Source organism: Actinomycetota bacterium, from assembly GCA_040757835.1.
Classification (GTDB): domain Bacteria; phylum Actinomycetota; class Geothermincolia; order Geothermincolales; family RBG-13-55-18; genus SURF-21.
Window position 1 is genome coordinate 1 of record JBFLWJ010000019.1, and the last position, 17822, is coordinate 17822.

The following is a 17822-nucleotide window of genomic DNA, read 5'->3' on the forward strand; positions in this document are numbered from 1 at the left end:
CGCTAAGGCGAAAGGGGCAAGGTGCCCGTTCGGAGGCGTCCTCCCAAGCTAATAGTTTTCAGCAACCCCTTCCGAAAGGGGCATGGAGAGGCTTACCCTTGACTTGGGTCTTTAAAGGTGACCCCTTTTATTTCTCCAGGCGGGCGGCGCAGACCTTGAGCTCCGGGATCTTGGAGACGGGGTCGAGGGCACTGTTGGTAAGCAGGTTGGCCGCCGCTTCGGCGAAGTGGAAGGGCATGAAGATGACGCCCTTGCCCACCTTGTCGGTCACCTTCGCGTCCACTTCCACGCTGCCGCGGCGCGAGGACACCTTCACGCGGTCGCCCTCCCTTATCCCCAGCTCAGACGCATCCACCGGGTTGACCTCCACAAAAGCGCGGTCGATCTCCTGCACCAGGGAAGGCGAGCGCCGGGTCATGGTCCCGGTATGATAATGGAAGAGCAGCCTCCCGGTGGTGAGCACCATCGGGTAGTCCGCGTCCGGCATCTCGGCCGGCTCGCGGAACTGCACCGCGCTAAGCCTGCCTTTACCGATGGGGAAGCTCTCGGTATGCAGTATGGGCGTGCCGGGATGGTCCTCAGACGGCACCGGCCACTGCAACCCGTGCGTGCCCAGGCGCTGGTAGGTGATGCCGGCGTAAGGGGGGGTGACCTTCCTGATCTCCTCGAAGACCTCTTCGGGAGAAGCGAAATCGAAACCCGAAGCTCCCATGGCCCGCGCTATCCCGCACACTATCTCCCAGTCCGCCCGGGAGTCCCCCACCGGCTCCACGGCCTTGCGTATCCTCTGCACCCTTCGCTCGGTGTTGGAGATGGTACCGTCCTTCTCGGCGAAGGAGGCAGCGGGCAGCACCACGTGGGCGAACTCCATGGTTTCGTTCTCCATGATGTCCGCCAGCACCAGGAAGTCCAGCTTGCCCAGGGCCTCGCGCACGTGGTTAATATCCGGGTCCGAGACCATGGGGTTCTCCCCCATGATGAAGAGGGCGTGCAGCTCGCCATGGGCCGCCTTGCCCGTCATCTCGGTGATGGTGAGACCGGGCTGACGTGACAGCCCCTCCACCCCCCAGGCCGCCTCGAACTTACTCGCGGCGTCCTCCGAGTCCACCCGCTGGTAGCCGGTGTAGACGTTGGGCAGGCCTCCCATGTCGCAGGCGCCCTGCACGTTGTTCTGCCCGCGCAGGGGGTTGACCCCCGTCCCGGGCTTGCCGATGTTCCCGGTGAGCAGGGCCAGGTTGGCCAGGGTGAGCACGTTGTCGGTGCCGGTGGAGTGCTGGGTGATGCCCATGCAGTAGACGATGGAGGCTCGTTCCGCCCCGGCATAGATGCGCGCCGCCGCCACCAGGTCCTCCGCCGGTATGCCGCTTATCTCCTCCACTTTCTGGGGGGTGAACTCCGCCACCGCCTTCTTCATCTCCTCGAATCCCTCGGTGCGCGCAGCGATGAAATCCCTGTCCTCCAGGCCCTCGGAGATGATCACGTTGGCCAGGCCGTTGAGGTAGGCCGCCTCGCTGCCCGGGCGCGGCCGCAGGAAGACCTCGGCGAAGCCCGAGAGGTGGATGGCGCGCGGGTCGATGACGATGAGCTTGGCGCCCTTGCGCGCCGCCGCCAGGATCCTTTCGCCGATGATGGGGTGCTGCTCGGTGGTGTTGGAGCCGACGATGAGGATCACCTCCGCGTCCTCCAGCTCGGCGATGGAGTTGGTCATGGCCCCGCTCCCGAAAGCTGTCGCCAGACCGGCGACGGTGGGGCTGTGTCATAACCGGGCGCAGTGGTCTACGTTGTTGGTGCCGACCACCGCGCGGGCCAGTTTCTGCAGCAGGTAGTTCTCCTCGTTGGTGCAGCGGGCCGAGGCGAAGAAGCCCACGGCGTCGGGACCTCCCTTGTCCTTCGCCGCCTTCAGGCCGTCCGCCACCGCCGCCAGGGCGGTGTCCCAGTCCGTTTCCACCAGCACGCCGTCCTGGTTGCGCACCATGGGCACGGTGAGGCGCCGCTCCGAGTGCACGAACTCGTGCACCGACCAGCCCTTGATGCACAGGGCGCCCCGGGAGACGGGGTGGTCCTTCTGGGGCAGGGTGCCGGTTAGGCGGTCCCCAGTGACCTCGAGCAGCACGCCACAGCCCGTGCCGCAATACACGCAGGTCGAGGGGACGAGCCGCCAGTCAAGTCGCTTATCGTTATCGCCCATGCCGCTACTCCTCCAGCTTCTCGATATCTTGTTCCGTGCCCAGAAAACTCAGGGGGTTCCTGTCGCCGGCGCTCTCCCCGGCCCGGTATTCCAGCTTGTCCTCCATGATGTCCTGCATCTTGCGATAGAGGCTGCGCAGGGGGATGTCCGCGGGGCAGGCCTCCTCGCACAGGCCGCAGTCGATGCACCTGCCGGTCATGTCCAGCGCCCGTATGATATGGAAAGACGGGAACTCCGGCGGGATGACCCCCGGCTCCACCAGGTGGGGGTCCTCCAGGGCGCAGTCCTTGCAGAAGCACATGGGGCAGATATTGCGGCAGCCGTAGCACTTGATACAGCGCGAGAACTGCTCTCTCCACCACCGCATCCTCTCCGCGTCCGCCAGGGACTCCACCTCGTCGATGACCTTGCGCCCCGGCGCCGCCTCCACCTTGTCCCCCAGGGCTATCTCCCCGGGATAGGGGCGCGGGCAACCGCACCTCTCGGCCTCCTCGGCGCTGCAGGCCACCCCGACCATGACCAGGCGCTCCAGGTCCACCTGCTCCAGCTTGGACAGCTCGATGAGGGCCCGCTCGTCGCAGCCCCGCACCAGCACCGCGAACCTCCTGTCCGGGTACTCCCGCTGCAGGTCGATGAGGATCTTTCCCAGGGGGTAACGTGAGTCCCCCACCTCCACCAGCTCCAGGTCGGGTGAGTCGGTGTCGGTGATGAGCACCGGCAGCACCGTCCCCTCCTCGTTCTTCAGGCAGAGAAAGGCGTCCGCGTCCTTTCCCACCTTCTCTTTGACGATGGCCTTGAGGTCGCTCATGCTCCCACCCCCGCCTTGGCCTTGCGCAGGGGCGAGGGCCCCAGGGCCTTGACCTCCTCGGTGAATGAGCGGATGACGCCTGCGTACTTCTCGCCCTCCGCCGCCGACACCCACTCCAGGCGCAGCCGCCCCTCCTCCAGGCCCAGGAACTTGAGGGCGTCGCGCAGAACCCCGAAGCGCTTGGCGGTCATGTAGTTGCCCTTGAGGTAGTGGCAGTCGCCGATGTGGCACCCGGCGATGAGCACGCCGTCCATGCCCTCCTGAAAGGCCTTGATGACGAAATAGGGCGAGATGGTGCCGGTGCACATCACCCTAACGTCCAGGACGTTGGCCGGGTACTGGAAGCGCGACACCCCCGCCAGGTCCGCCCCGGCGTAGGAGCACCAGTTGCAGAGGAAGGCCAGGATTCGCACTTCCTCATCGCCGCTTTTCTTCACGTCTTCAGCCATGCTTCACACCTCCCCGCCTCAGTCCCGCCAGGCGGACGCCGCCGCCTCGATCTGCTCGAGTATCTGGTCGGAACGGAAACCCTGCAGTCGGCTGGCCCCCGCCGTGCATGCGGCGGTGCAGGTGCCGCAGCCCTTGCAAAGGGAGGAATTCACCGCCGCCACCTTCCTCTCCTCGTCGTATGTGACCGCTTCGAAGGGGCAGAGCTGCACGCAGATCCCGCACCCCGAGCACCTGTCCGCGTCCACCACCGCCACCACGCCCTCGGTTACGATCCTGTCCTTGCACAGGATGGACTCGGCGCGCGCCGCCGCGGCCGCCGCCTGGGAGACCGACTCCTCGATGGACTTGGGGGCGTGGGCCAGGCCGCACACGAACACGCCGTCGGTGGCGAAGTCCACGGGACGCAGCTTCATGTGCGCTTCCAGGAAGAAGCCCTCGGCGTTGCGCGGCACCTTGAGCATGGGGGCCAGCACCGCGTTGTCCGGGTTGGCGGTGACGCCCACGGAGAGCGCCACCAGGTCGGTGTTGAGCACCACCGTCTCCCCGCCCAGGTTAGCGTCGGCCACCCTCACCTGCAGGGTGCCGGAGACGTCGCGCACGTCGGGGCGCACATCGTCGTCGAAGCGCAGGAAGGTGACGCCCGCCTCGCGCGCCTCGCGGTAGACGTCCTCGCGGAAACCGTAGGTGCGGATATCGCGGTAGAGCACGAAGATCTCCGCCCGCGGGTTAAGCTCCTTCAAGGCCAGGGCGTTTTTCACCGCCTCGGTGCAGCAGACCTTGGAGCAGTACGGCCGCTCCTCCTCGCGGGAGCCCACGCACTGGACCATGACCACGCGCTTCAGCTCAGCCAGGGTGGGGTCCTTCTCGGCGATGCGGCGCTCCAGTTCCCACTGGGTGAGCACGCGTGCGTCTTCACCGTAGATGTATTCGGTGGGCTGGTACTGCCCGCCGCCGGTGGCCAGGATGACCGTGCCGTGCTCCAGCAGGGCCTCCCGTCCTTCGCCGTCTCGCACCAGGGTCTTGAACTGCCCCACGAAACCGCCCACGTCCACGACCTCGTGGCCGGTTAGCACGGTGATCAGCTCCTCGGCCTCAACGTCTCTTATCAGCTGCTCCAGGTAAGCCCGCACGTCCCCGCCCTTGTAGTCGAAGTGGATGTTGCGCGCCAGGCCCCCCAGCTCGCCCTCCTTCTCAACCAGCCACACCGGGAAGCCGGAGCGGGCCAGGTTGAGCGCCGCGTTCATGCCCGCCACGCCACCCCCGATGACCAGGCCACGCGGGATTACCGGGCTCTCGCCCTCGGCCAGGGGCTCCAGGCGCCGCGCCTTCTCCACCGCCATCTTCACCAGGTACTGCGCCTTGCGCGTGGCGTTCTCGGGCTCCTGCATGTGCACCCAGGAGCAGTGCTCGCGGATGTTGGCCATCTCGAAGAGGTACTTGTTCACCCCCGCCGACTGAAGGGTCTCGCGGAAGAGCGGCTGGTGAGTGCGGGGGGTGCAGGACGCCACCACCAGGCGGTTGAGGCCGTTCTCCTCCACCACCTGGCGTATCCACTCCTGGGCGTCCTGGGAGCAGGCGTAGAGGCGCTCCTCCGCGAAGACCACCCCGGGGAGCTGTTTTGCGTATTCAACCACCTCGGGCACGTCCAGGAAGCCGCCGATGTTCGAGCCGCAGCGGCAGATGATGGCGCCCACGCGGGGCTCCTCGCCGGCCACGTCTTTCTCGGTCGGGTGCTCACTCGAGGTGAGCAGGGTGTTGCGGCCCCCATGCAGCGCCTGCGAGGCGATGCCCGCGGCCGCCGTGGCCTGCACCACCGTGTCCGGTATGTCCTTGGGCTCCTGGGCCGCGCCGCAGACCAGGATCCCCGGCCGCGACGACAGCACGGGCAGGAATGGGTCGGCAGTCGCGAAACCGTAGCCGTTCACGTCCAGCCCCAGCCCTTCCTTGAGTCCGCAGGGGGCCTGCAGCCCGATGGACAGCACCACCAGGTCGAACTCCTCCTCCTGGGTGCAGCCCTTCTCGTCCGCGTAGCGCAGAAGCAGGTTCTTAGTTCGCTGCTTCTCGCGGATGCCGGAGATGAGTCCGCGCACGTAGCGCACGCCGTGGCGCGATTCCGCCGCGGTGTAATATTTCTCGAAGTCCTTGCCGTAGGCGCGCATGTCGATGAAGAAGATGGTGGGCTCGATGGAGCGCAGGTGCTCCTTGGCGATGAGGGCCTGCTTGGTGGCGTACATACAGCATACGCTGGAGCAGTAGCCGCTCTTCACGGTGGTGTCGCGCGAGCCCACGCACTGCACGAAGGCGAGTTTCTTCACCTCCTCGCCGTCGGAGGGGCGTACCACGTGGCCCTGGGTGGGTCCGTTGGCGCCCAGGATGCGCTCGAACTCCAGGGAGGTCACCACGTTGGAGTGCACGCCGTAGCCGTACTCGGTCTTGAGCGCGGCGTCGAAGGGCTTGTAGCCGGGGGCGGCGATGACCATGCCCACCGCGATGACCTCTTCCCTCTCCACCTGCTCGAAGTCGATGGCGCCCGCCTGGCACACCTTGACGCAGTTGCCGCACTTCTCCCGGGTGAGCCAGCGGCACACCTCGGGGTCGATGACCGCCGCCCCCGGCACCGCCTGGGGAAAGGGCACGCGGATGCAGCGCGTGGTGGAAAGGCCGGCGTTGTAGGGGTCGGGTATCTTCACCGGGCACTTGGCGGTGCAGTCGCCGCAGCCGGTGCACTTGTCCGTGTCCACGTAGCGCGGACGGATGCGCAGCCGCACCCGCAGGTCGCCCGGCTCCCCCTCCACGGAGAGCACGTCGGCCAGGGTGATGACCTCGATGTTCTGGTTGGAGGCCACCTCCACCATCTTGGGCGAGAGGATGCACATGGAGCACTCGTTGGTGGGAAAGGTCTTGTCCAGCATGCCCATGACCCCGCCCACCGAGGGGCTGGAGTCGGTGAGGTAGACCTTGTAGCCCAGGTTGGCCAGCTCCAGGGAGGCCTGGATGCCGCCCACGCCGCCGCCCACGACCATGACCGCCCCGACCGGCCGGCCATCCTTTTTCTTGACGGCGGTATCTCTCTTATCTTTGTCGGCACCCGTCTTTGTGATGGCCGTATCTTTCTTTCTGGTCCCCCCGCCAGCCGCGGTCTTCTTCGCCCGCGGAGCTTTCTTCGGAGGGATCTCCTTCTCCGGTAGGGACGCATCCTTGGCCGGGGCCGCCTTTTTCTTCGCTGCCTTCCCCTCTACGCCGTCCTGGTTGGGGTTGCTCTTCCTCTCAGCCATGCGCGACCTCCTAGGCCAGGCCCGCGCCGTAGAGGAGCGGGTGGGGATCGATGAGGTGCCGGTCAAACCACTCCTCCGCGCCGGGGACCCCCAGGGCCAGACCCAGCATCTCGGTGAAGAAGAACACCGGCAGGTCGTGCTCCAACTTAAAGGCGAGCCTGCCCTCTCTCTGGCGCATCTCCAGGTTGGCCAGGCACATGGGACAGGCTACCACGATGCAGTTGGCGCCGGCCTCCTCCGCCGCCTCGAAGAGGCGGTTGACCAGGGTCACCACGATGTCGGTGCGGGTGAGGGAGAGGCTGCCGCCGCAGCAGTCGGTCTTGTAGGACCAGTTCTTCACCTCCGCGCCCAGGGATGTCATGAGTCCGTCCATGAGGCGGGGGTTGTCGGGGTCGTCATTGGCTATCATGCCGCGGGGGCGCACCATGAGGCAGCCGTAGTAGGATACCGGCCTGAGGCCCTCCAGGGGGCGGCGCACCCTCTCCTTGAGGTCCTCCATTCCCACCTCCTCGGCGATGACGTCCAGGAGGTGGACGATGCGCCCGCGGAAGCGGGGGTCCGCCCCCACGATGCCCTCCACACGGCGGGCCAGCTTCTCGTCGTTCAATATGTCGTCCTGCGCCTTCTTCAGGTTGTGGTAACAGGCGGCGCAGACCACCACCAGGTCGCCCCCCTTCTCCCTGGCCTTGGCCAGGTCGCGCCCGGGCAGGGAGACCGCGAGCAGGTGGTTGGTCATGTGGGCTGACGAGGCCCCGCAGCAGTTCCAGTCCTCCAGGGTCTCCAGGCGGAAGCCCAGGGCCTCGGAGACCTCGTAGGCCGACACGCCGTACTCCTCAGCCGAGGAGAGTTGCGAGCATCCGGGGTAATAGCTGTAGGTCTTCATGATCGCGACTCCCTGAAGATGCGCCTTATCTCTCTGCGGTCCTTCACCAGGCTGGGGATGAGCTTGATCTTCCCCTTGGCGAGCATCTTCACCGCAAGCCCGATATCGCTCACCAGGTCGCCGGAGAAGGTCTTGTAAGCGCCCATGAGGATGGGCTCGCTGATGCGGCCGGTGGCCTGGATATTTCCCAGGAAGCACTGGTGGAAGAGGGGGATGTTGCGCTCGGCCGGCTTTACGCCCTCGTCCAGGGCCATGGCGCGCAGGGTGTCCATTACCCCGGCCACATCGATGTCGTTGGGGCAGCGCGCGGTGCAGGTCTCGCAGGCGGCGCAGACCCAGATGGTGTGGCTGGAGAGCAGGCGTTCCTTCTGGCCGTACTGCACCAGCTTCATCACCTGGTGGGGCAGGATGTCCATGGCGAAGTTGAAGAGGCACCCGGTGCTGCATTTCCCGCACTGGTAGCAGAGGCGTGGTTTCTCTCCGCTGCGCTCCTCGACCTCCCTCTCCAGGGTCGGGCTCAAGGCGTTGATCATCTCATTCCCTCCCACGTAAACGAGGCGCGATAACTCGTCCTATCTTATAAACCCCCGGGGGTATATGGCACTGTTCTAGATCAGTCCCTCGTGTCGCGCAGCCGCGGCACAACAGAGGAAAACGCAGGCCTGCTCTCCGAGGCAGCGCTCATACCCGCCGGATCCGCTCCTCCCTCACCCTCGGCCATCGGCGCCACCAGCCGGCCCCGGGTCTTTCTCCCTCCTCTGGCCTCAGGTCGCCTTATAATATGCAAGCTTTATTGACTTATTGGTACTGGTTAATATCTATTAACCTAATCCTCTATCATTCTACCCTTTTCTCACTCCACCATCCAGAGGAGATTTTCGGTGTCAGCCTCCTCCCCCGCGGCCTTCATGAGACAGGCGGCGAGCTGGGTGGCGAGCACCTTGAGGTCGTCGGTGTTGAGGTAGCTGGAACAGCAGCGGTCGAAGAGCACCCTGCAGTCGGGCGGGAACTCCTCATCGCCCCAGTGCAGGACCAGCAGGAGGGGCACGCGGGGAAAGGCATGGAAGACGAAGGCCTCGTCGCCGTAGTCCGCACAGGTCCCCCCCAGCGAGCTGGCAGCCTTTTCCAGGGATTCCCGGCGGCTGCCGAAGATTCGGGCCAGGGGCTGCTCAACCGTGGGGACCAGGGTTGCGGCGTAGAAGCGTCCCCCGGGAAGGTCGCGGTAGGCGATCCATTCCCCGCTCGTGGGGACGCCGCACGAGAGCTTGACGTAACGCAGGGCAAGCACACGCAGGGAGAGGCTATCCGTATGCGGCGGCACCTCCATCTCACCCTCCGGCATGCGGATATCTATCCGGCCACCGAATGAGGGCAGCCTCAGCAGGCACCCGCCGTTCGCGCGCACATGGCAGGTAAATCCTCCCAGTTCCGCCTGGCGCACCAGGTCCAAACCCGAGATCTCGTCCCAGGCCCGCTCCAGGGTCTGCCTGCGGCGCTCGTCCATGCCCCCTCTGTCCATGATCCTCCCGGGGTCCCCCGCAAGAAGGGGTTGGCCTCGATCACGCGTCGGCTGCCCGCCTCTGCGCGAGGCGGACTCCACTTGATTCCAATTCGTGCCGCGCTCCATCCCGCTTACGATATTAGCGGTATCGACTCCCGGTAGGCAAAAGCGGCCCGCACGCGATGGCTGTATTGGCCACAGAGGATGGTGCTGCTGTGGTCTGCTTGGTGGATAGAGGAGGGGTCGATCTAAGGTGCGAACGGCAGCGGAGCGGCGGATATCAGGATCCCCACTCCAGGATCGCGGCCCCGATGGGTGCCGCTTCTACGCTAGGACCCGTCCGCTGCTTTCTCCGGGCGGATATCGGGCAGGTGGATGGGTTTCTCGTCCACTATCCTGCGGGAAAGGGCCTGCTTGGAGTATCTTCCCCTACCTTTCCAGAAGTCCGGCTCCAGCATCTGCATGTCCTTCTCCTCCCGGTCGTCCCGAAATCTAACAATATTATATTATCTTTTACTTTTCTTCTCAATACTATAATCTTATTAACGTAGTCAACAAGCAAACTCGCAATACGATCATCTCATATAGTGATGACAGGCCGGCCCGCATCCGTGGCGGCCGCCGCTCAAGTATCGCCTGCGTGAGGCCGTATAGAATTTTATGAACCGGCCGCTGTGCCTCGGGAAGGGAGGGCGAGCAGTTGGGAGTCTTCAGGCGGGAGATAAGCTTCGATATCGACGAGGGTGCGGAGGGCATGCTGGCCATGACCGGCACCCTGCGGGATACGCGCCTCGGTGAGCCCCTGCACGTCATCGTGGTCAGGGCGGAGGTGAGCCTGGCCGACGCGCGCATCCACTCCCTGCAGGGAGAGATGGTGCACATACCGCGCGATGACTGCCATCACGGTCTGCTCACCTTGGAGCGCCTGGTGGGAGAGAGGATCGTCCCCGGCTTTACCCAGCTGGTGCGCGACGTCGTCGGCTCGCCCGAGGGCTGCTCACACCTGGCGGTGCTGGTGACCAACCTGGGGCACGCCAGCGTGCAGGGGCGCGGGGCGGTGCTCATGTCCAGGATGGGAGGGGACGAGGAAGCCCTCCGCCTGGTGCGCCGGCAGGCGGTAGAGCTGGGCATCATGGGCAGCTGTTACGCCTGGCGCGAGGACGGGCCGCTGATGAAAGGACTGCGCGCGGAGATGGAACGCTCGCGGCAGGCGGACGGGTAGGAACGGAGGCATGGTGCTGGGCAAGGTGTATTACTCCGTGGTGGTCTTCCTCTTCGGGCTGGCGGTGGGGAGCTTCGATAACGTTGCCATCTACCGCATACCGGAAGGCAAATCCCTGTGGGCGCCGCGCTCCTTCTGCCCCACCTGCGGCAACACCATCGCCTGGTACGACAACATCCCGCTGCTCGGCTTTGTCATCCTGCGCGGCCGCTGCCGCCACTGCTCCGAGCGCATCTCGTGGCGCTATCCCCTGGTGGAGCTCCTGAGCGGCCTGCTCTTCCTCGCCGTCTTCGCCAAGGTGGGCTACCAGTGGACGGCGGAGCTGCTCCCCTACCTATTCATGGTGACTGTGCTCATCATCGTGGCCGCCATCGACCTCCAGACCCAGACCATCCCCAACAAGGTCATGTACCCCGCCATACCCATCGCTCTGGCCGCCATGGGTGCCGTAGCCCTGGTGCGGGGGGACTATCACATCTTCACCGACAGCCTCATCGGCGCCGCCGTCGTCTCCATCCCATGGGCCCTCTTCGCCCTGGTCTTTCCGAAGGGTTTCGGCATGGGCGATGCCAAGCTGGCCGCCTTCACCGGCGCTATCCTGGGCTGGAGAGCGGAGCTGGTGGGCTTCTTCCTCGGCATCGCCCTGGGGGCCATCGTGGGCGTTGTGCTCATGGCCTCTGGCAAGCGGGGCCGCAAGTCCCGCATCCCCTTCGGGCCGTTCCTGGCGGCCGGAGCGATCGCCGCGATCTTCTGGGGCCAGGCTATCTGGGACGCCTACACCGGCCTCTTATGAAGGGTCAGGTACCCATTGCATCCGTCGAACCCCTGGTCGAGGTAGCTGTCTAAGGGGAGACGTCCAGGGGTATTGGATTTTGCATTCGTCGAACCCCTGGTCGAGGTAGCTGTCTTTTGTGGAACCCAAAAGGACAATCATTTCGAGTACGTTTTGAATGAGTCAACGGGGGCCTGCCCTGAAAATAGCGACCAGCATTTTCGTCCTCGATGGTGTCGCGGCCGCGCGACATGGGTGACTGACACCATAAAGAGAGCAAGGGAGAGGATTCTCCCTTGCTCTTAGACTTCACTTCGATGCTCGCTTCGATGCATCAGCCCCGCTTATTAAATATCGGGATGCGGGTAGTCACACGTCGGAGCGGGCGGCGTCGCGGCTGCCCAGTTCCAGGTGATGGTCCCGCCACCGGGGCACACCCAGCTGTCGTCGGCCGTGTCCTCGTCGATGTAACCAGCCAGATCGGCGAGTGCCGTTGGGTAAGAACCATCTCCGCCGTCCTCATCGGAGCAATAGACGTTCGACGCGGATACGACCGTCCTGCGGTTGGCCATGCAGGTCTTCTCGTCGGCGCTTCCGCGTGCGGCCAGGAAGACTGGCACCGCGATACCAACAAGGATACCGATGATAAGAATAACGATCATCAACTCGATGAGGGTGAAGCCTTCCTCCCTGTGTATTCTCTTAGCCAATTCTTTCACCTCCTCCCCGTGTAAAGATCATCAATCCTCAAATCCTCAATATCACACCTAGTCCTCGCTCCCACCTCCCTTCCTTGCAGCCTTGCTAAAACCTTTGTTCGCTATTTTCTCGGCACAATCTCCTGGATGCTTAACCGGCCTTCACGGCATATTCTCTCTAATCTATTAACGGTCTTTTTCGTCCCGCTTATCGGTTTTTCCGGGTGAACGGCGCCTTTCTGGGGGTGAACGGTAGCAAAGCGGCGGTGAACGGAGCACGGGGGACTGAGCTGGCATTATCGGATGCGCTGCACATATAATTGCAGCGTGATGCGGCGTTAACCCGGGGCTTTGACTCAAAGGCGGGAGAATTGAAGATACTGGCTATAGATATCGGGGCGGGGACCCAGGACATCCTCCTCTACGACTCAGAAAAACAGCTGGAGAACTGCGTGAAGATGGTCCTTCCCAGCCCCAGCCCCCTGCTCGCGGCGCGGGTGAAGGCGCTCGGTGTCGGGGACCTCTTCGTGGGCGGGCACACCGTCGGCGGGGGGTCGTTCTCCCGAGCGGTGAAAGCGCACCTCGCGGCGGGGAACCGCGTCTTCATGACCGCCGCCGCCGCCTACTCGCTCCGCAACAACCTGGACGACGTCGAAGCGATGGGGGTGCAGGTAGTCGATGGACCTCCCGCGGGGTTCAGCGGCACCGCCATCACCGCCGACGAGCTCGACCTAGCGCCCCTGCGCTCGCTGCTGCAGGCGGTAGGGGAAGACCTGGACCACCTGGACGCGGTGGCGGTGGCGGTGCAGGACCACGGCGCATACACGACGGGAGAGAGCAACCGCAAAACCCGCCTGGCCCATATGCGCCGCCGCCTGGAGGAAGACCCCGATCCCCGCACCCTCTCCTACCTGGCCGGGGAGGTGCCTGCCGCTTTTCCGCGCATGGCTTCCGCCGCGGCGCGCCTGCGCGAGCAGCTCTCCTGCTCTACCATCCTGGTCATGGACACCGCTCCCGCCGCGGTGGCTGGTTGCCTGTCCGACCCCACGGTCGCCAAGAAGGAGGGCGGCGACCTGCTCCTCATCAACGCCGGAAACGGCCACACCCTGGCCTGCCTCATGCGCGGCGGCAAGGTGGCCGCCGTCTTAGAGCATCACACCAAGCGCCTGCAGCCCTCCGCCTTCGCATCCTACCTGGCGTCATTCTGCCGCGGCGAGGCCAGGGACTCAGACGAGTACATGGCGTCGGGGCACGGCCTCTTCTACGTCGCGGAGCCGCGGGAGATAGAGGAACTCGACCTCATCGCCGTCACCGGACCAAACCGCGAGCTGCTGGAGGGCACGGGGCTGGACACCCACTACCCCTCGCCCGGGGGCGACATGATGATGACCGGTCCCATGGGCCTCGTCCGCGCCGTCCTGGGGTCAGGTCTTTGATTTTAGATACCAATAAATGGTATTGCTCGCAAACGTGCATCTCAGCGACTGTAAATATCGCAAGAAAACGTATAGATACCAGGTTATCCAAAATCCAAGACCTGACCCCATAGACTACCTGGAGAGGCGTTTTCTAAGGAGGCCCACGCCCAGGAGAGCCAGCAGGGCCGGCTGGCCGTACTTGATGAAGGGGATGAGGCCGCTGGAGAAATGGGGGTGCTCCACGAAGTCCTTCACCACCCCCATCTTGTCCAGCAGGATGGCCGAGGTCGCCATCTTGCCCGAGACCACCGCCCCCTCCATGCCCGCCGAGTGGCCGGCCATGGTGAAATCGCCGCAGAGGTAGAGGTTGTCCAGTGGGGTCCTCTGGGTGGGGCGGTAGCGGTCCATGTGCGGGCGTTGGGCGAAGATGCCCTGCCTCTCCCGCACCAGGCGCGACTTCACCACCTCCGCGTCGCGCGCCCCGGGGAGGATCTTGCGGATGTCCGCCACCACCATATCCAGGACGCGCTCGTCGCTCAGGGGCCTGAGGTGACCACACGGCGTGATGACCAGCTCCAGCACCGATCCCTCCCGCGGGTAGGCTTCGGGGACCACCTGGGTGAGGTCGGCGAACCAGTTGAAGACTGTGCCGATCCCCGTGGCGATGTTGGCGAGCTCCAGCACCCTGCGGTCGAACCAGACCATGGCCGAGAGGGAAGGCGCCTCCTCGAAACGCCACAGGTTGCGGAAATACTGGTAGCGGAAGAGCTCCTCCGGCAGCACGCGCCGCAGCACCTCGTAGGGGAGCGCGGACACGTAGACGTCGGCGCGCATGTTACGCCCCCTGGTGGGGGTGACATTGAGCACCGCCTTGTCCTTGATGCCGATGGACTTCACCCCGACCCCGCTCATGACCTTGCCGCCTCGCTCCTTTATGTAGTCGACGGCCTTGCGCACGTAGATCTCGCCCAGCCCGCCGCGGGCGAACCCCACCTTCACCGCCTCCTTGGCGGTGGTGATGTTGCGTATCCAGTAGGCTGCCGCCTTCGCCGACACCTCGAAGGGCTCGAGGAAGGTGAGCCCGTTGACCATGGCCCGCAGCAGGTTGTCGATGAGGTGCTGGGAGACGCCGTAACCGTGCAGGAAGTCCTCAACGGTCATGCGGTCGTAGGCGGCCACGGCCGCCTCGCCCATGGAGAGGGCGCGCATGGCCGCGGGGCCGAAGCGCAGCAGGTCCATGGGGGTGATGTGCTGGAACCTGGCCATGGACATGCCGTGCAGGGGGGCGGGCAAGTTGAAGGGGGTGAAATGGGCCGCGTCCCCGCCCTCCGCGATATAGGTGAGGGTGTTCGTCCAGCGGATGACGTCCGGGCCTCCCACCTTCTCGAAAAACCCCAGGATGTTCACGTAATGGGGAAAGAAGACGTGCAGGGCATTGTCCACGGTGTCGCCGTCCTCGTCCACCCAGGACATTGCCCGTCCCCCCAGCTCCTTCTCCACCTCCAGGAGCGTGACCTCGAAGCCCTCGTCCGCCAGGTGGACCGCCGCGGAAAGCCCCGCCAGACCTCCTCCCATGACCAGCGCTCGCACGATGTTCCTCCTTTGCCGTCTGGGCCCCTCCCAGGTACCCGTTTATTCTAGCACTACCCCGCCCAAAGCTTCCCCCACGACCCATCGGGGGCCATATCCCTTCCTGGAGATGTGGGGACCGCCTCGGCGTCAGGGCCGCTGCTGCGGGACGGCTGGGGGCGCCTTGGGGCGGGGGCTCCTGGCGCCGAACACCACCATGACAATGCCGCCGGCCAGAAAGACCAGGGCGATGACGAGAAACACCACGCCGACGAGGACGATGATGCCCGAGGACTTGATGCCGAAGACCGCCTCCATGTCTATGCCCTGCGAGGCATCGGGGTTCATGGCCACGATGGTGTAGTCCCCCTCTTCGAGATCGAACACGACCTCCTGGGCTCCGGTGCCTTCGGAGTACTCCAGCCAGAAACCCTGCGAGCCGGGGGCCTCCGGCTGGGTGCTTCCCGGCTGTCTCTCCAGGTCGAAGCGGGAGTTGAAGACCTCGAGGCTCGTGATCTCATCGTGCTTCACGCCGGAGAGATATACGTCCGCGTCCCGCGCATCCGCGACGCCGACGAAGATGGGCTGGCCCGGTTCGTTGCTCTCCGCCTCCACCTTTATCCTGTCCATGCCCAGCCAGTCCAACGCCTCCGAGGCGCCCCTGTCGATCTCGATGGTGTCGGAGACCACTGCATATGTCACGCTCTCGATCTCCATGGCGCCAGTGGTATGGAAACCATCGCTGTCCTTATGGTACTGGCTGGCCCAGATGACGCCTCCTCCGGCCGCTAAACCCGAAAGAGCCACCAGGATGAAGAGGACCCCGAATACCAGCAGCACTATCCTTCCTGCGCTCATAACAACCTCCTTGCCGATCTCCCGTCATCTTCTCACCCGAGGGCCGCAGGCATCATGCCGTTTCCGGCCCAAAGTTATATTTCCCATCAGGCGCGTCCATTCTCCATATCGTGTAGAATCTCCTGCAGGGAAGTGGATAAGGAGGTACCCATGCCCATATACGTCTTCGAGGGCCGCAGGCCCCGCATCTCCCCCACCGCCTACGTGGACCCCTCGGCGGTGATCATCGGCAAGGTCTATATCGGGGACGGCTGTTACGTGGGTCCCGGCGCGGTGATGCGCGGCGACTGGGGCGAGGTGATCATGATGGAGGGGTCGAACCTGCAGGACAACGCGGTCATCCACGCCCGCCCCGAGGAGACCACCTACCTGGGCCCCTCCTCGCACGTGGGGCACGGGGCGGTGCTGCACGGTTGCCGCATCGAAGGCCACGTGCTGGTGGGCATGAACGCGGTGATAAACGACGGCGCCGTGCTCGAGGAGGGCTCCATCGTGGCCTCGGGGGCCGTGGTCATGGGCGGCATGCGGGTCCCGGCGCGCAGCATGGTGGCCGGGGTCCCGGCGGTGATCAAGGGCGAGATCGACGACGCGAGGGACGCCATGCTCTGGATAGGCCACCGCTTCTACCAGTCCCTCCCCCCGCGCTACCGCGAGAGCTCGCAAGAGATATCCATAAAGGAGGCGGAGGGCTTCTACGGCGAGGAGCCCGGACCGGAATAGGCCTTCCTCTCCTCCCACCCCACCGAGACCAGGCCGGCCAGGATCATGGCCGTCCCCGCCAGGACCGCCGCGTTCAGGGCCTCGCCGAGGATGAGCCACCCCCAGAAGAGGGCGATGGGCGCGATGAGATAGATGTAGAAGGCGGAAAGGGAAGCCCCGAGGCCCTCCAACCCCTTGGCGTAGAGGAAGTACCCCAGCACCGTGCAGCCCAGGCTGAGGAAGAGCATCCACGCCCAGCCCGCGGCGGAGAGCACCTTGACCTCCGCCACGAAGCCGCCACCGGTGAGCCCCAACGGTAGCAGAGCCGCGGTGCCCAGGAAGATGGCGTAGGCGCTGATGAAGAAGGCGCCGCGCTCCTGGGCCAGGGGCTTGAGGATCACCGTGTACAGGGCCCAGGAGAAGGCGGCCAGCAGGATGAAGAGCACGCCCCGCACCCGCCCCGCGCCCAGTTCCTCGCCTCCGAACACCGCTATCACCGCCACCCCGCCCAGGGCCATGGCGATTCCGGCCGCCTTCCAGGCCCCCAGGCTCTCGTAGAGGATGAGGCGGGAGAGCACCGCCGCGAAGACGGGGGTGATGTTTGCCACCAGCCCGGCCGTCCCCGCGGGCACCATGGTCTCACCGTAGGTTATGGCCAGGTGGTAACCGTAGGCGGCGGCAATACCGGCCAGAAAGACCAGCGTCCACTCCCCCACGCTGAGTCGCGGCCGCCGCCGCCAGCCCGCGGCCACGAGGGGCAGCAGGAAGAGCGAGGAGAGCAGGAAGCGGACCAGGTTCAGGGTAATGAAGGAGACCTCGTCCAGGAGCACCTTCATGGCGATAAAGGCCAGCCCCCATATCCAGCACACGGCGAAGAGGAAGAGGTGGTATCTCCACTTCTCACGCATGCGCGACTCCACTCCGCTGCCGCGGTCCGCGCGCCAGGCAGGGTCGGAACGTGGTCAGGCCTGCCCGCCGTCCTGGCCGCACCCGCACCCGCACCGGCAGCCGTTGGGCGCGGCGAGCCTGTAGCCGAGCTTGAGCGCCAGGGGGTAGGTTGCGAAGAGGGAGGCGCAGACGGCGTGGCCCAGGGGGGTGACGTTCTCGTGGTCGAAATGGAATACCCCGGAGTTGATCATCCAGTCGCGCCCCGACTCCGCCTTGCACATCTCCCATATCCACCGCGTCCACTCCTTGTTGAAGTAGAGGCTGATGCTGGTGACGTAGAAGGCGGCTATGGTGGAGACGTCCAGGAACTTCCTCACCCGGGCTTTCTTCTCCTCTTCCGCGATGAGCTTGTCGGTCACCTTGGCGTACAGGAAGCCCAGGGAGACCAGCCATGGCGGGTCGATGAGGAAACTGTCGTACGGTATCAACGCGGGCGCTCCTTTCCGTCATGCCGGATGGGGTCCGGCCACAGCTCTCTTATGCGTAGATTATATCTCCCCCCGGCGGCAAGTACACCTGGGACGGCACGTCCC

Annotated in this window: 17 protein-coding genes; 4 read left to right on the forward strand and 13 right to left on the reverse strand. The window is 65.0% G+C overall.

Annotated elements, in window-relative coordinates; all coding sequences use genetic code 11:
* Positions 1-127: 127 nt before the first annotated feature.
* The 8 genes from fdhF to AB1384_13040 form a co-directional block, all read right to left on the reverse strand.
* Entirely contained in the window at positions 128-2188 is a 2061-nt protein-coding gene (gene fdhF / locus AB1384_13005) for a formate dehydrogenase subunit alpha (GenBank protein MEW6555190.1), read from the reverse strand.
* Positions 2189-2192: 4 nt separating this feature from the next.
* Positions 2193-2996 (reverse strand): 4Fe-4S binding protein, encoded by an 804-nt coding sequence (locus tag AB1384_13010; protein ID MEW6555191.1) that lies wholly within the window; start codon positions 2994-2996, stop codon positions 2193-2195.
* Entirely contained in the window at positions 2993-3445 is a 453-nt protein-coding gene (locus tag AB1384_13015; GenBank protein MEW6555192.1) for a hydrogenase iron-sulfur subunit, read from the reverse strand. The genes AB1384_13010 and AB1384_13015 overlap by 4 nt, the downstream gene beginning before the upstream one ends.
* Before the next feature lie 18 nt (positions 3446-3463).
* Positions 3464-6721: a CoB--CoM heterodisulfide reductase iron-sulfur subunit A family protein gene (locus AB1384_13020; protein ID MEW6555193.1), complete on the reverse strand. Its 3258-nt coding sequence runs from the start codon at positions 6719-6721 to the stop codon at positions 3464-3466.
* Between the two features lie 10 nt (positions 6722-6731).
* A complete protein-coding gene (locus AB1384_13025; GenBank protein ID MEW6555194.1) occupies positions 6732-7604 on the reverse strand; it encodes a CoB--CoM heterodisulfide reductase iron-sulfur subunit B family protein in 873 nt (290 codons plus the stop codon).
* Complete coding sequence (locus tag AB1384_13030) at positions 7601-8137, reverse strand: 4Fe-4S dicluster domain-containing protein (GenBank protein MEW6555195.1); 537 nt, start codon at positions 8135-8137, stop codon at positions 7601-7603. Before AB1384_13030 ends, AB1384_13025 begins: the two co-directional genes overlap by 4 nt.
* A 320-nt stretch (positions 8138-8457) precedes the next feature.
* A complete protein-coding gene (locus AB1384_13035; GenBank protein MEW6555196.1) occupies positions 8458-9123 on the reverse strand; it encodes a DUF3786 domain-containing protein in 666 nt (221 codons plus the stop codon).
* A 311-nt stretch (positions 9124-9434) separates the two neighbouring features.
* Complete coding sequence (locus AB1384_13040) at positions 9435-9569, reverse strand: hypothetical protein (protein ID MEW6555197.1); 135 nt, start codon at positions 9567-9569, stop codon at positions 9435-9437.
* Positions 9570-9805: 236 nt separating this feature from the next.
* On the opposite strand from AB1384_13040, the gene AB1384_13045 reads away from it, so the two are divergent.
* Entirely contained in the window at positions 9806-10327 is a 522-nt protein-coding gene (locus AB1384_13045; GenBank protein MEW6555198.1) for a DUF2889 domain-containing protein, read from the forward strand.
* 10 nt (positions 10328-10337) lie between these two features.
* A complete protein-coding gene (locus tag AB1384_13050; GenBank protein ID MEW6555199.1) occupies positions 10338-11120 on the forward strand; it encodes a prepilin peptidase in 783 nt (260 codons plus the stop codon).
* A gap of 326 nt (positions 11121-11446) precedes the next feature.
* Here AB1384_13050 and AB1384_13055 read toward each other — a convergent pair whose 3' ends face one another.
* Positions 11447-11809, reverse strand: a complete 363-nt coding sequence (locus AB1384_13055; GenBank protein ID MEW6555200.1) for a prepilin-type N-terminal cleavage/methylation domain-containing protein — start codon at positions 11807-11809, stop codon at positions 11447-11449.
* 359 nt (positions 11810-12168) lie between these two features.
* On the opposite strand from AB1384_13055, the gene AB1384_13060 reads away from it, so the two are divergent.
* Positions 12169-13233: a DUF1786 family protein gene (locus AB1384_13060; GenBank protein MEW6555201.1), complete on the forward strand. Its 1065-nt coding sequence runs from the start codon at positions 12169-12171 to the stop codon at positions 13231-13233.
* A 114-nt stretch (positions 13234-13347) separates the two neighbouring features.
* On the opposite strand, the gene AB1384_13065 is transcribed toward AB1384_13060, so the two are convergent.
* Positions 13348-14805, reverse strand: a complete 1458-nt coding sequence (locus AB1384_13065) for an FAD-dependent oxidoreductase (GenBank protein ID MEW6555202.1) — start codon at positions 14803-14805, stop codon at positions 13348-13350.
* Between the two features lie 129 nt (positions 14806-14934).
* Positions 14935-15642 carry a hypothetical protein gene (locus AB1384_13070; protein MEW6555203.1) on the reverse strand — a complete coding sequence of 236 codons (708 nt, stop codon included), beginning with the start codon at positions 15640-15642 and terminating at the stop codon, positions 14935-14937.
* Between the two features lie 150 nt (positions 15643-15792).
* Between AB1384_13070 and AB1384_13075 the strand changes: the two genes are divergently transcribed.
* On the forward strand, positions 15793-16362 hold the full coding sequence (locus tag AB1384_13075) for a hypothetical protein (GenBank protein MEW6555204.1): 570 nt from the start codon (positions 15793-15795) through the stop codon (positions 16360-16362).
* On the opposite strand, the gene AB1384_13080 is transcribed toward AB1384_13075, so the two are convergent.
* Entirely contained in the window at positions 16335-17249 is a 915-nt protein-coding gene (locus AB1384_13080) for a DMT family transporter (GenBank protein ID MEW6555205.1), read from the reverse strand. The genes AB1384_13075 and AB1384_13080 overlap by 28 nt on opposite strands.
* A gap of 54 nt (positions 17250-17303) precedes the next feature.
* Positions 17304-17717, reverse strand: a complete 414-nt coding sequence (locus AB1384_13085) for a hypothetical protein (GenBank protein ID MEW6555206.1) — start codon at positions 17715-17717, stop codon at positions 17304-17306.
* Between the last annotated feature and the right edge of the window lie 105 nt (positions 17718-17822).